At 72.9% G+C, this 13,201-nt stretch carries 11 protein-coding genes; 9 read left to right on the plus strand and 2 right to left on the minus strand.

Annotation, left to right across the window (positions count from 1 at the left end; all coding sequences use genetic code 11):
- Positions 1-274 precede the first annotated feature (274 nt).
- Positions 275-2,170, plus strand: a complete 1,896-nt coding sequence (locus ACIQ1J_RS24645; RefSeq protein ID WP_403560047.1) for a putative bifunctional diguanylate cyclase/phosphodiesterase — start codon at positions 275-277, stop codon at positions 2,168-2,170.
- On the opposite strand, the gene ACIQ1J_RS24650 is transcribed toward ACIQ1J_RS24645, so the two are convergent.
- Together ACIQ1J_RS24650 and ACIQ1J_RS24655 are read right to left on the minus strand one after the other, a co-directional pair.
- Positions 2,146-3,246: an LLM class flavin-dependent oxidoreductase gene (locus ACIQ1J_RS24650; protein WP_337303216.1), complete on the minus strand. Its 1,101-nt coding sequence runs from the start codon at positions 3,244-3,246 to the stop codon at positions 2,146-2,148. The two genes, ACIQ1J_RS24645 and ACIQ1J_RS24650, sit on opposite strands and share 25 nt — an antisense overlap.
- A 329-nt stretch (positions 3,247-3,575) precedes the next feature.
- The gene (locus ACIQ1J_RS24655; RefSeq protein WP_403560050.1) at positions 3,576-4,976 is read right to left on the minus strand and encodes an MFS transporter; all 1,401 of its coding nucleotides are present in this window, start codon (positions 4,974-4,976) and stop codon (positions 3,576-3,578) included.
- Positions 4,977-5,357: 381 nt separating this feature from the next.
- Here ACIQ1J_RS24655 and ACIQ1J_RS24660 point away from each other — a divergent pair, with 381 nt between their 5' ends.
- The 8 genes from ACIQ1J_RS24660 to ACIQ1J_RS24695 are packed head-to-tail and all read left to right on the plus strand — an operon-like array spanning position 5,358 to position 13,198.
- On the plus strand, positions 5,358-6,845 hold the full coding sequence (locus tag ACIQ1J_RS24660; RefSeq protein WP_403560052.1) for an aldehyde dehydrogenase family protein: 1,488 nt from the start codon (positions 5,358-5,360) through the stop codon (positions 6,843-6,845).
- 24 nt (positions 6,846-6,869) lie between these two features.
- Positions 6,870-7,856 carry a VOC family protein gene (locus ACIQ1J_RS24665; protein WP_403560054.1) on the plus strand — a complete coding sequence of 329 codons (987 nt, stop codon included), beginning with the start codon at positions 6,870-6,872 and terminating at the stop codon, positions 7,854-7,856.
- Complete coding sequence (locus ACIQ1J_RS24670; protein ID WP_403560056.1) at positions 7,853-8,653, plus strand: aspartate dehydrogenase domain-containing protein; 801 nt, start codon at positions 7,853-7,855, stop codon at positions 8,651-8,653. The genes ACIQ1J_RS24665 and ACIQ1J_RS24670 overlap by 4 nt, the downstream gene beginning before the upstream one ends.
- Positions 8,650-9,453, plus strand: a complete 804-nt coding sequence (locus ACIQ1J_RS24675) for an alpha/beta fold hydrolase (protein ID WP_403560058.1) — start codon at positions 8,650-8,652, stop codon at positions 9,451-9,453. The genes ACIQ1J_RS24670 and ACIQ1J_RS24675 overlap by 4 nt, the downstream gene beginning before the upstream one ends.
- A 5-nt stretch (positions 9,454-9,458) precedes the next feature.
- Positions 9,459-9,980, plus strand: a complete 522-nt coding sequence (locus ACIQ1J_RS24680) for a cupin domain-containing protein (protein ID WP_403560060.1) — start codon at positions 9,459-9,461, stop codon at positions 9,978-9,980.
- On the plus strand, positions 9,973-10,725 hold the full coding sequence (locus ACIQ1J_RS24685) for an SDR family oxidoreductase (protein WP_403560062.1): 753 nt from the start codon (positions 9,973-9,975) through the stop codon (positions 10,723-10,725). The genes ACIQ1J_RS24680 and ACIQ1J_RS24685 overlap by 8 nt, the downstream gene beginning before the upstream one ends.
- 40 nt (positions 10,726-10,765) lie before the next feature.
- Positions 10,766-11,557 (plus strand): SDR family oxidoreductase, encoded by a 792-nt coding sequence (locus ACIQ1J_RS24690; RefSeq protein ID WP_403560064.1) that lies wholly within the window; start codon positions 10,766-10,768, stop codon positions 11,555-11,557.
- 9 nt (positions 11,558-11,566) lie between these two features.
- Positions 11,567-13,198 carry a thiamine pyrophosphate-binding protein gene (locus ACIQ1J_RS24695; protein ID WP_403560066.1) on the plus strand — a complete coding sequence of 544 codons (1,632 nt, stop codon included), beginning with the start codon at positions 11,567-11,569 and terminating at the stop codon, positions 13,196-13,198.
- The last annotated feature ends 3 nt before the right edge of the window (positions 13,199-13,201 follow it).

The raw sequence follows: 13,201 nt of genomic DNA on the forward strand, positions 1-13,201 counted from the left end.
CTACGCCCTGTTTGCCTGCACCGGATGGGTGAGTCGCCGGTGATGTCGCGGCAGGTCCCCTGGCCGACACCCCGAGGGCACTCACGGAACGTCACAACTGGTCGGGGGCATGTAGGACCCGTCCAGGTGCGGGCAGAAACGATCTGTCAAGGGGGCCACTCGGCCCGAACCGCGGAACTGCGGCTGGAAGGGCTCGGTGGCAGCCTCTATGATCGGCACACTTTCCTGCACGAACAGAGCACGAACAGAGATCGAGGCACTGCGGGAGCGAGCGGTGAACGGAACCTCCGAAGGGCCGGCGCCCGCGGCAGACCTCGACCGGTCAGCCGTCACAGAGAGTGACAACAAACTGGCTCCTCGTACGCCGTGTACGGGGCCCCCGACCTACCACTCGGCGTTCGCGGCCGCCCCCCTCGCCATGGCCGTCGTCGACGCCGAGGGCCTGGTCGTCAGCGCCAACGACACGCTGGGCACCCTGCTCGGCACCGACCCGGCCGCGCTGGCCGGCTGCGCGGCGGCCGACCTCGTCGACCTCGTCTCCGACGCCGGGACCTGGCACGCGTACCGCGAGGTGCTGCGGGGCCGGCAGCCCCGGCTGCGCTGCACCCGGCGGCTCAAGGGAGCCGACGGGCACTCCCTGTGGGTGCAGGTGACGGTCGCGCCCCTGGCGGAGCCGGGGGAGGTGCCGGGCGGCCTGCTGCTGTCGGTCGCCGACATCAGCGCCCGGCGCGAACTCCAGGCCCGGCTGCGCCACCTCCAGATGCACGACCCGGTGACCCGGCTGCCCAACCGCGCGCTGTTCTTCGAGCGTCTGACGGCCGCGCTGGAGGCGGAGTCGTACGAGCACGGTGGCACCGGCCGGATCGGCGTGTGCTACCTGGACCTGGACGGCTTCAAGGCCGTCAACGACACCCTCGGCCACCGCGTCGGGGACCGGCTGCTGGCCGCCGTCGCCGAACGCCTCACGCGCTGCGCGGAGGAAGCCGCCCACGCACGGTCCGGTGCCCCGCTGGTGGCCCGGCTCGGCGGCGACGAGTTCGCCCTGCTCGTGGAGGACTCAACAGGCACCGACCAGCTCGCCGACCTGGCCGAATCGGTCCTCACGGCGCTCCAGGCGCCCTTCGAGCTCTGCGACCGCCGCCTCTCGGTCACCGCGTCGGTCGGCGTCGTCGAACGACACACCGCCGGCACCACCCCCACCGCCCTGATGCAGGCCGCCGACACCACCCTCTACTGGGCCAAGGCCGACGGCCGGGCCCGCTGGACACTCTTCGACCCCGAGCGCAACGCCAATCGCATGACCCGCCAGGCCCTCGCCGCCACGCTCCGCCCCGCCATCGAGCGCGGCGAGTTCGCCCTGGAGTACCAGCCGCTGGTCGGCATGGAGGACGGCCGGGTGCGGGGCGTCGAGGCGCTCATCCGCTGGAATCATCCTCAGTTCGGCGTACTGGCGCCGAATCGGTTCATCGCACTGGCGGAGGAGGACGGCTCGATCGTTCCCCTCGGCCGCTGGATCCTGCGCACGGCCTGTCACCAGGCCCGCCGCTGGCAGCTGGCCCACCCCGACGAACCGCCGATCTTCGTCAGCGTCAACGTGGCGGTCCGGCAGGTCTGGGACTCCGACCTGGTCGCGGACGTCGCGGCCACCCTGGAGGAGACCGGCCTGGCCCCGCACCTGCTCCAGCTGGAACTGACCGAGTCGGCGGTGATGGGCTCGGCGGGCCGCCCCCTCCAGGCCCTCAAGGCGCTCAGCGACATGGGCGTCCACATCGCCATCGACGACTTCGGCACCGGCTACTCGAACCTGGCCTACCTCAGCCGGCTGCCGGTCTCCGTCCTGAAGCTGGACGGCGCCTTCGTACGGGGCTTCCAGTACGACAAGGTCGACGCGGGCGCCGGGGTGGACGCGTCCGGGGACGCCTCCACCGCGAACCCGGCCGACGAGGTCATCGTCGAGGCGATGGTCCAGCTCGCCCACCGGCTCGGCCTGACCGTCACCGCCGAGTGCGTGGAAACGTCCGACCAGGCGACCCGCCTGCGCCGCATCGGCTGCGACACCGGTCAGGGCTGGCTGTACTCCCGACCGGTGGCGCCGGACCGTATCTCCGCGCTGCTGGGCCCCGCCGGGCCCGGAGCGGCAGGCGTTCAGGCAGGCGTCGGCAACCCGTAGGCGTCGGCGATCAGCTCGTAGGAGCGCAGCCGGACGTCGCCGCCGTGGGCGTTGGCGGTGAGCATCAGCTCGTCGGCGCCGGTGCGCTTCTGAAGATCGTCGAGGCCGGACCGGACCTCGTCGGCGGTGCCGTGGACGACGTTGGAGTTCCAGGACGCCACGAACTCCTCCTCCATCGGGCTGAAGTCGTACGCCTCGGCTTCCTCGGGTGTCGGCACGAGTCCGGGCCGCCCGGTGCGCAGCCGGACCATGTTCAGCGCGGCGGCCAGCACCTGCCGGCGGGCCTCCTTCTCGTCGTCGGTCGCCAGCGCGGAGACGCCGATGAGGGCGTACGGGGCGTCGAGGACGGCGGACGGCCGGAAGGACTCCCGGTACAGGTCCAGCGCCGGGACGGTGTTCTGCGCCGAGAAGTGGTGCGCGAAGGCGAAGGGCAGCCCGAGGGTGCCGGCCAGCCGGGCGCTGAAACCGGAGGAGCCGAGCAGCCAGACCGGCGGCCGGTGCGGGGACTGGACGCCGCCGGGCGAGGTCGCCTGCACGGGGCCCGGCACGGCGTGGATCCTGCGGTACGGATGCCCGTCGGGGAAGTCGTCGTCCAGGAACCGGATCAGCTCCGCGAGCTGCTGCGGGAAGTCGTCGGCGCCCTCGTTCAGCCGGTCGGTGCGGCGCAGGGCGGCGGCGGTGGCCCCGTCGGTGCCGGGGGCGCGGCCGAGGCCGAGGTCGACGCGGCCGGGGGCCATGGCTTCGAGGGTGCCGAACTGCTCCGCGATGACGAGGGGCGCGTGGTTCGGGAGCATGACGCCGCCCGAGCCGAGCCGGACGCGGTCGGTGTGGGCGGCCAGGTGGGCGAGGATCACCGCGGGGGAGGAGGAGGCCACGCCGGGCATCGAGTGGTGCTCGGCGACCCAGTACCGGTGGAAGCCGCGGTTCTCCGCGAGGCGCGCGATGTCCACGCTGGTCCGCAGAGCGTCGGTGGCCGTCCGGCCGGCGCCGACGGTCACCAGGTCCAGTACGGAGAGGGGGACGGGTGCGGTGCCGTGGGCCGTGCCCCGGATCTCCTCTGCGGCGTCTGCGGCCATGGTGGGGTGCCTCCTGTGTCGTGACAATCGCGCGGGTCGCTGCGCGGCGTAACAGGAGGGTGTCTCCGGTTATTCCCCAGTGGGGACGGAGTGCGGCAACTGCTCCGGTTCAGTGACCACATCGAGGTCGTCGATCCGGAACCGGCCCGTCGGCTGATCCGCCGGCCCGCGGCCCGCACCGTTCACACCCACCGTCGCGCAACCGTGAACACTTCCGCCGGAACTGTTCACCCACCTCTCACATGAGCAGCCGGAGGACAGAATCACCGCACCTGTTCACGTCATGGCGGGAGCCCACCCACTCCCCCCGGGCCGTCGGTGACGGCACCCTACGGCGCGACGTCCTCCAGCGTCCGGCCGCTCGTCTCCTCCGCCCCGGCCGCCGCCGACAGCGAGCCGGCGAGGGCGACGGCCGCCAGGGTCACGAACACCGTGCCGATGGCGCCTCCCGCGTAGATCGCGCCCACGACGATCGGGCCGAGGATGACGCCCAGGCGGTTCATCGCGCCGCCGATGCTGGAGCCCAGCGCCCTGATCCGGGTGGGGAAGAGCTCCGGCGTGTACAGGTAGAGGCAGATGTTGGAACCGAAGAGGAAGACCGAGGCCAGGGACGTCCAGGCCAGGACGCCCGTCGCCGAGTCGCCGCCCGTCAGGCCCAGGAGCAGCAGGCAGAGCGCCGCCGCCGCCATGCACCGGATCACCGTGTTGCGGCGGCCGACCCGGTCGACGGTGAGGGCGACGATCAGACAGCCGGCCAGACCCGCGCAGCTCGTCACGGTGGAGTAGAGGAGCGCCGTGGACAGGTCGAGGTCGAAGTGGTCCTCGTAGATGGTCGGCAGCCACGACGTGATGCCGTAGTTCGCGAAGTAGCCCGTGAACCAGAGGATGCCGATGACCAGGGTGCGTTTGCCGTACCGGCCACTCAGCAGTTCGCGCAGGCCGCTCTTGTCCGGTGCGGGCGGGACGGGTCGCACCGGGGCGGGGTCGGGCAGCGGGGCGCCGGTGATCCGCTCGACCTTCTCCTCGATGGACGCCATCGTCGCCAATGCCTCGTCGTGCCGGCCGTGGTCGGCGAGCCAGCGCGGCGACTCCGGTACCCAGCGGGCGAGGGCGAAGCAGAGCAGGCCGGGGACGGCCGCCAGGCCGAACACCCAGCGCCAGCCGAGCACCGGCACCAGCCACGCGGCGAGGAGGGCGCCCGCGGTCAGACCGGCCGGAAAGACCAGTTCGTACAGGAGGACGAAGCGCCCGCGCTGGTGGGCCCGGGTGATCTCCGCGATGAAGGTGGCCGCGATCGGCACCTCGCCGCCGATGGCCATGCCCTGTACGAAACGGATCGCCATGAACGGCTCGGGGGAAGTGCAGAGCGTCAGGGCCAGGTTGCAGAGGCCGGACAGCGCGATGCAGCCGGCGATGACCTTCACCCGGCCGATCCGGTCCGCGAGCCGGCCCGAGGCCAGCGCGCCGATCAGCATGCCGATCGAGCCGACGGTCATCAGAGCGGTGACCTGCGTGGTGCCGAGGCTCCACTCGTCGCGCAGGTCCGGGAGCGCGTAAGCGATCAGGAGCTGGTCGAACGCCTCGAAGAAGGTGACGGCGCCGACGACGAGCCGGACCATCACCTGCCAGCGGCAGAGCGGCAGGCGTTCGAAGCGGGCGCCGATGGCGGCCACGAGCTCGGCGGGGTCGCCTCTTCCGCCGGTGGCAGCGCGTGCTGCGTCGATCGTCATGAGTGTGGTCTCCGGTTCCCGTACGGCGAGAAGCGCGCGAGCCCGCACGGGAGGGTTCGGGCCGTACGGCACGGCGGAGCGACCGCGTGCCGGGCGGCGATGAGGGCTGGAGAGGAACGGCGAGGACGAGACGTGCGGGCCGTGCGGCCGGTGCCGCAAGCCCGCTTATGTAGGCGCTGAATGTCTCAGGGCTTAAGTTCTACCGGTAGTCCGCCGAGGTTAGGCAAGCCTTACTTCTGACGTCGTAAAAAATTCATCGACCGCGGTCCCTTGCGGCCCAATTAATTAAGCCCTTAGATTTCTAGTGCTTAGGTACAGCGGCTCGGGCAACGCCCCCGCCGTGTCCGCGAGTTCCCGCACCGTCCCTTCCCGGAGGCCCCCATGCCGCGCATCCCAGCCGACGAGATCCTCATCGCGGGGCACTGGCGACGCGGCGGCGGGCTGCCGATCCAGACCGTGGACCCCGCCGACGGCAGCGTCATCACCACCGTCCACGCCGCCTCGCCGGACGACGTGGACGAGGCCGCGCACGCCGCCGCCGCGGCCGCCGCCGCACCCGAGTGGCGGGACCTCCCGCCCCACCGGCGGGCCCGTGTCCTTCACCGGATCGGCGACCTGCTCGAGAACCACGCCGACCAGCTGTCCGCCCTCCAGACCGCCGACACGGGCAAGACCCTCGGCGAGACCCGCGCCCTCGCGCTGAGCGCCGCCGGCACCTTCCGGTACACGGCCGCGGCACTGGAGACGGCCGAGGACGCGCTCACCCCCTCGCGCGGCCCGTACGTCACCATGAGCACGTACGAACCGATCGGCGTCGTCGGGGCGATCAACCCGTGGAACTCGCCGATCGCCTCCGACGCGCAGAAGGTCGCCCCCGCGCTGGGCGGCGGCAACGCGGTCCTGCTCAAGCCCGCCGAGTGGACCCCGCTGGTCTCGCTCGCCTTCGGTCGCCTGGTCCACCAGGTCCTCACCGAGGAACGGCTGCCGGCCGCGCTGCTCGCCGTCCTGCCGGGCAAGGGCCGCATCGTGGGCGACGCGATCGTCAGACATCCGCTCGTCGGCCGGATCGGCTTCACCGGCGGCACCACCACCGGGCGTGCCATCGCCGGCGCCGCCGCCGACCGACTCGTCCCCGCCTCGCTCGAACTGGGCGGCAAGTCGCCGACGATCGTGCGCGAGGACGCCGACGCGGAGCAGGCCCTCGCGGGCGTGATGTACGGGATCTTCTCCTCCAGCGGCCAGTCGTGCATCGCCGGGTCGCGGCTGTTCGTCCACGCCTCGCGCTACGACTCCTTCGTCGGCGAGCTCGTCGAACGGGTACGCGAGCTGCGCGTCGGGCCGGGCACGTCCCCCGACACACAGGTCGCGCCGCTCGTGCACCACGCCCACCGCGACGCCGTCGCCGCGGCCGTCGACCTCGCCCGGCAGGAGGGCGGCCGGGTGCTGTGCGGCGGCGCCGCACCCGAGGGCGAGCGGTACGCGAAGGGCGCCTACTACCTGCCGACCGTCATCGACTCCCTGCCGAACTCGGCCCGCGTCTGCCAGGAGGAGATCTTCGGCCCGGTGCTCGTCGCGCTTCCCTACGACGACGAGGACGAACTCGTCGCCCAGGCCAACAACTCCGTCTACGGACTCGCCTGCGGCATCTGGACCCGCGACGCGCGGGCCGCCTGGCGGCTCGGCCGGCGGATCGAGGCGGGCACCGTCTGGATCAACACCTACAAGCAGTTCTCCATCTCCACTCCCTTCGGCGGGATGAAGGACTCCGGGCTCGGCATCGAGAAGGGCCGTGACCTGATCCGCGCCTACCAGCGGCAGAAGTCCCTGTACTGGGGCACCGACTCCACGCCCCTGCCCTGGGCCAACTGACCCACCCCCTCGGGAGATTCCGCTATGACCCACCCCCCGATCGGCCGGCTTCGCGCTCTGCGCTCGGTCGAACTGCTCACCCCGGACTTCGCCGACGCCGTCGACTTCTACGAGGAGGTGTGGGGCCTCCAGGTCGTCGAGGCCGAGCACAGCGCGAGCTGGCTGCGCGGCACCGGCGAGGAGCACCACGCCCTGCACCTGACCCGTTCCGAGACGATCGGCCTGGGCCGTCTCGTCTTCGCACTCGGCACGCCCGCCGAGGTCGACGAGGCCGCACGCCGCCTCCACGCGCGCGGCATCACCCTCGTCACCGAGCCCGGCCCCCTCGACCAGGTCGGCGGCGGCTACGGGCTGCGCTTCCACGACCTCGACGGGCGGCTGATCGAACTGTCCGCCGACACCTGGGCGGTCACCGAACGCAGCCGGGACGCGTCCCTGCCGGTGGGCGTCACCCACGCCGTCCTCAACACCCCCGACATCGACGCCTCCGTCGCCTTCTACCGCGACGTGCTCGGCATGCGCGTCTCGGACTGGTCCGAGCACCAGATGGCGTTCCTGCGCTGCGGCCGCGACCACCACTGCGTCGCCTTCAACCAGGCACCGTGGGTCTCCCTCAACCACGTGGCCTACGAGATGACCTCGATCGACCACTTCATGCGCGGCCTCGGCCGGCTCCGGCACCACGGGATCACCCCCGAGTGGGGCCCCGGCCGGCACGGCCCCGGCAACAACACCTTCTCCTACTTCACCGACCCCACCGGCCTGGTGTGCGAGTACACCACCGAGGTCGCCCAGATCGTCGAGGACACCTGGATCTGCAAGGTGTGGCGGCGCACCCCCGAGCTGTCCGACCTGTGGGGGACCGCGGGCCCGCCATCGCGGCGGATCCGCGCCCACATGACGGGCACGCCCGACGGCAGCCCGGTCGCCGCGCCCGTGGACGCGCCCGTGGACCCCCCTGCCGGTGCCCCCGCGGACGCCTCCGCCGACACCGAAGGAGCCGCGGCATGAGCGGCCACACGCGCAAGGTCGGCCTCATCGGCTGGGGCGCCATCGGCCGGACCGTCGGCGGCGCGCTCGCCGCGGGCGAGGTGCCGGGGGCGGAGCTGACGGGCATCGTCGACAACCGCCCGCTCGGCGACGCCGTCCCCGCCCCGCAGCTCACCGTGGAGCAGGCCCTCGCCTCCTGCGACCTGATCGTCGAGGCCGCGGGACAGGGCGTCGTACGCGAATGGGGCGAGACGGTCCTCGCGTCCGGCACCGACCTGCTCGTGGCGTCCACCGGAGCGCTGACCGACGAGGACCTGTCGAAGCGGCTCCTGGCGGCCGGACCCGGCCGGGTGTACTTCACCGGCGGCGCGGTCGGCGGACTCGACCTGCTCCAGGCCGTACGCGCCATGGGACCGCTCGGCGACGTCACCCTGACCACCACCAAGCTGCCGGCCACCCTCGAACAGCCCTGGATGGACGAGGAGACGCTCGCCCGGCTGCGATCCGCGACCGGCCCCGTCGAGGTCATGCGCGGCACGGCGCGCGACGTACCGGTCAAGTTCCCCAAGTCCACCAACGTCGCCGCCTCCGTGGCCCTCGCGGTCGGCGACCTCGACGCCGTACAGGTACGGGTGGTGGCCGACCCGGCGGCCTCGCACACCTCCCACGTGATCGAGGCGAGCGGACCGCAGGGCTCGTACCGCTTCGAGGTGCGCCACGTCCCCGACGCCGCCAACCCGGCCACCAGCAGGGTCGTCCCCTACGCCGTGCTGCGCTCGCTCGGCGCTCTGGCCGGACGCCGGGGGCAGATCCTGTGACCGCGTACGACCTCGCCGGGCTGCACCTGGAGGAAGCCGGCCAGGGAGGGCCGCTGGTGCTGTGCCTGCACGGCATCGGCTCCTCGTCCGCCGCCTTCGTCCCGCAGACCGACGCCCTCGCCGCCGACCACCGGGTGGTCGCCTGGGACGCCCCCGGATACGCGAAATCCGCCGACCCGGAACGCGACCTCACCCTCGACGACTACGCCGACACCGCCGCCGAGGTCATCCGGGCGCGCGGGACCGAGGCCCACGTCGTCGGCGTCTCCTGGGGCGGCGTGATCGCCCTGCGGCTCGCCACCCGGCACCCGGACCTCGTCGCCTCCCTGACCGTCGCCGACTCCACCCCCGGCTCCGGCACCAGCCCCGACAAGGCCGCCGCGATGCGCGCCCGGGTCCCGGAGCTGGAGAGCCTCGGCCCCCGCGCCTTCGCCGAGCGGCGCGGCCCCCGTCTCCTGTCCGAGAAGGCGCCGCCCCAGCTGGTGCGACGCGTCGTCGACACCATGGCCGACTCGGTCCGGCCGTCCGGCTACCGGCAGGCGGCCGAATCCATGGCCCGCACCGACCTGCGCGGCGAACTCGCCCACGTCACCGCGCCCACCCTCGTCCTGTGCGGGGAGAAGGACCGGATCACCGGCCCCGACGCCTCACAGGTCCTGGCCGGCGGTCTGCACCGGACCGCCTACGTGATCGTCAAGGACGCCGGTCACCTGGCCAACCAGGAACAGCCCGAGCACTTCAACGCCTGGCTGCTCTCCCACCTGCACATCGTCACCGACACCCGCACCACGAAGGGCTGATCACCATGCCGCTGACCACCACCGAGTACGACAACGGCGGGGACCTCGCCAAGTACACCGACTCCCTGATCGCCTCCAGGGCGTCCCGCGAGCCGGACTGGGGCACCCTGTCCTTCCAGGAGAAGGCGGGCCCGCAGTACAAGCGGGCGCAGATCCGCTACGTCGGTTCCGGCGCGACCGGCAACCACGAGGACGACGGCCGCATCCTGTCCTCCGGAGGCTTCACCTTCTCCAACATGCTGCTGCCGCCCGGCGCCGAGGGCCCCGCCCACACCCACCACGACGTGGAGGAGGCCTTCTTCGTCCTGGAGGGTGAGGTCCGCGTCGGCATCCACCGGGGCCCCGACGAGACCGAGTACCGCACCCTCGGCTACCGCGACATGATCGTGGTGCCGGCCGGCGTGACCCGCTCGCTGAAGAACGAGGGCGACACGGACGCGCTGTTCTGCGTGATCATCGGCACCCGGAAGCCGCAGGTGCCGACGTACCCCGAGTACTCCCCGCTGTACGGCGTCACCCGTGACTGACCCGGCGGCCGGGCGTCGTACGGTCGTCGTGACCGGCGCGGGCCGTGGCCTGGGGGAGGCCATGGCCCGCCGGGCGGCGGCCGACGGGTACCGGGTCGTCGTCGCCGAGCTGAACGAGGAGTGGGGCTGCCGTACAGCGGCGGCCATCCGTGAGGCGGGCGGCGCGGCGGAATACGTGCCGCTGGACGTCGCCGACCCCGCCTCGGCCGAGGCACTGGCCGCCCGTGTCGCCCCCGCCGGCCCCGTGTACGGGCTGGTCAACAACGCGGCGCTCGCCAACGGGGTGGGCGGCAGGGAGTTCCAGGACATCGACATCGCGGCCTGGGACCGGCTGATGACCGTCAACGCGCGCGGCCCCTGGCTCGTGGCCAAGCACCTCCTGCCGCTGATGTCCGCCCCGGGACGGATCGTCAACATCGCCTCCGACGCGGCCCTCTACGGCTCCCCGCGCCTCGCCCACTACATCGCCTCCAAGGGCGCGGTCGTCGCCCTGACCCGGGCGATGGCCCGCGAGCTGGGCGAGCGGGACATCACCGTCAACGCGGTGGCGCCGGGCCTGACGGAGATCGAGGCGACCGAGACCGTCCCGGCCGAGCGGCACGCCCTGTACGCGGCGAACCGCGCGATCTCGCGCCCGCAGCGGCCCGACGACCTGGTGGGACTCGTCTCGTACCTGCTGGGCGAGGAGTCCCGCTACCTGACCGGACAGGTGGTCGCCGTCAACGGCGGCTTCACCATGCACTGAACCCTCAGCCCCCCGGCACGATCGTCTGCAAGGAGTACCCATGGATCTCGGCCTCGCCGATCGCACCGTGCTGGTCACCGGCGGCAGCTCCGGCGTCGGCCTGGCCACGGTCCGCGCCCTGCTCGCGGAAGGCGCCCGCGTCGCGACCTGCGGGCGGGACGCCGACCGGCTCGCCAAGGCCGCCGCCGGCCTCGGCGCCGGCCCGGACCGGCTGTACACCGGCGCCTGCGACGTCCGGGACGCCGACGCCGTACGCGTCTTCACCGAGCGCGCCGCCGCCCACCTCGGCGGACGCCTCGACGGCCTGGTCAACAACGCCGGACAGTCCCGCATGAAGACCTTCGACGAGACGACCGGAGACGACTGGCGCGACGAGCTGGAACTGAAGTTCTCGGGCGTCCTCCATCCCCTGGCCGCCGCCCGCGACCACCTCCGCGCCTCCGACGCGGCCGCGATCGTCAACGTCAACGCCGTCCTCGCCAAGCAACCCGAGACCCGGCTGATCACGACGAGCGCCGCCCGCGCCGGCATCCTCAACCTCTCCGCCTCCCTGGCCCGCGAACTCGCCCCCGAGGGCATCCGCGTCAACTCCGTCTGCCTCGGCCTGGTCGACACCGGCCAGTGGACGCGCCGCCACGCGGCCGCGGACAGCGGGCTCAGCTACGAGGAGTGGCAGGCGGAGATCGCCGCCGACCGGGGCATCGCGCTGGGGCGGCTCGGCCGCGCCGAGGAGGTCGCCTACGCGATCGTCTCGCTGCTCTCGCCGCGCGCCTCCTACATCACCGGAACCAGCATCGACGTCTGCGGCGGAGTCGGCCGCGGCATCCTCTGAGGAGTTCGCATGCGTTACGACCACGGTGGCGGACTCCTGGCCGCCCATCTCAAGTCCCTCGGCGTCGACACGGTGTTCGGCATCGTGTCCGTGCACAACCTGCCGCTGGTGGAGGCCGTCGAGGCCGACCCGGAGCTGCGGTTCGTGCCGGTGCGGCACGAGGCGAGCGCCGTCAACGCCGCCGACGCGTACGGCCGCGCCCGCGGGTCCATCGGCTGCGCGCTCACCTCCACCGGCACCGGCGCCGGCAACGCCGCCGGGTCCCTGATCGAGGCGCTGTCGGCGGGGACGGCGGTGCTGCACGTCACCGGGCAGGTCGAGTCGGCCTACCTCGGCAGCGGGCGCGGCTTCATCCACGAGACCAAGGACCAGCCCGGCATGCTCGCCGCGGTGTCCAAGTACGCCGCCACGGTCACCTCCGCGCGGGACGCGGGCCGCATCCTGCGCGAGGCGTCCGCCGCCGCACTCACCGCGCCGGGCGGACCGTCGAGCGTGGAGTGGCCGATCGACCTCCAGTACGCGGCCCAGGACGACGACGGCAGGAGTGCCCCCGCCGCCGAGGCACCGGTGCCGGACCCGTCCCGGCTGGACGCGGCTCGTGACCTGCTGGCGTCCGCGCGCCGCCCGCTGATCTGGGCCGGCGGCGGCGCGAACACCGCCCGCGACCAGCTCCTCACCCTGCTGGAGACGACCGGTGCCGGACTGCTCACCTCCAACTCCGGCCGGGGCTGCGTACCCGAGGACCACCACCAGGTCGTCGGCAACTTCGCGACCACCCCCGCCGCCCGCGCCCTCCTCGCGGACACGGACGTCCTCGTCACCGTCGGCACCCACTTCCGCTCCAACGAGACCGCCGACTACGGACTCCGGCTCCCCCGGGCGCACATCCAGATAGACGTCGACGCCGCCGCTCTGGGCCGGGTGTACCCGGCGTCGCACGCCCTCCACGGTGACGCGGGAACGGTGCTGCCGAGGCTCACCGAGGCGGCCGTACGGGCCGACGCGGACTGGACGGACCGGGTCGGGCAGGTACGCGAGCAGGTACGGGCCACCCTGCACGACGGCATCGGCCCGCAGGCCGCGATCTGCGACGCCCTCGCCGCCACCCTGCCGCGCGGCGCCGTCGTCGCCCGGGACGTGACCATCCCCTCGTCCTCCTGGGGCAACCGCCTCCTGCCCATCCACGACCCGCGGGCCAACGTCTTCCCACGCGGCGGCGGCATCGGACAGGGCCTCGCCATGGGCATCGGCGCCGCCCTCGCCCGCCCCCACGAACCGACCGCGGTCATCGCAGGGGACGGCGGCCTCGCCGTCCACCTCGGCGAACTGCTCACCCTCGCCCAGGAGCGGCCCCGGCTGACGCTGGTCGTCTTCAACGACGGCGGGTACGGAGTGCTGCGCAACATGCAGGCCACCTACACCGAACGGCGCTCGGGCGTGGACCTGTTCACCCCCGACTTCGCCGGGCTCGCCGCCGCCTGCTCCCTCCCGTACGCACGGATCGGCGACGCGAGCGAGGCCGCGAAGGTGATCGAAGCCGCCGTGGCCTCCGACGGCCCGACCCTCGTCGAGGTCGACCTGGCCGCGCTCGGCCCGATGAAGAACCCCTTCACCCCGCCCGTCAAGATCCCCACCCGGTAGGGA

The organism is Streptomyces sp. NPDC097107 (assembly GCF_044762405.1).
GTDB lineage: Bacteria > Actinomycetota > Actinomycetes > Streptomycetales > Streptomycetaceae > Streptomyces > Streptomyces thinghirensis.

Bases quoted from the DNA above. Each gene is read 5' to 3' on its own strand.
- ACIQ1J_RS24690 (WP_403560064.1), top strand. From the start codon at position 10,766: ATGGATCTCGGCCTCGCCGATCGCACCGTGCTGGTCACCGGCGGCAGC.
- ACIQ1J_RS24665 (WP_403560054.1), top strand. From the start codon at position 6,870: ATGACCCACCCCCCGATCGGCCGGCTTCGCGCTCTGCGCTCGGTCGAA.
- ACIQ1J_RS24680 (WP_403560060.1), top strand. From the start codon at position 9,459: ATGCCGCTGACCACCACCGAGTACGACAACGGCGGGGACCTCGCCAAG.
- ACIQ1J_RS24650 (WP_337303216.1), bottom strand. From the start codon at position 3,246: ATGGCCGCAGACGCCGCAGAGGAGATCCGGGGCACGGCCCACGGCACC.
- ACIQ1J_RS24695 (WP_403560066.1), top strand. From the start codon at position 11,567: ATGCGTTACGACCACGGTGGCGGACTCCTGGCCGCCCATCTCAAGTCC.
- ACIQ1J_RS24655 (WP_403560050.1), bottom strand. From the start codon at position 4,976: ATGACGATCGACGCAGCACGCGCTGCCACCGGCGGAAGAGGCGACCCC.
- ACIQ1J_RS24660 (WP_403560052.1), top strand. From the start codon at position 5,358: ATGCCGCGCATCCCAGCCGACGAGATCCTCATCGCGGGGCACTGGCGA.
- ACIQ1J_RS24670 (WP_403560056.1), top strand. From the start codon at position 7,853: ATGAGCGGCCACACGCGCAAGGTCGGCCTCATCGGCTGGGGCGCCATC.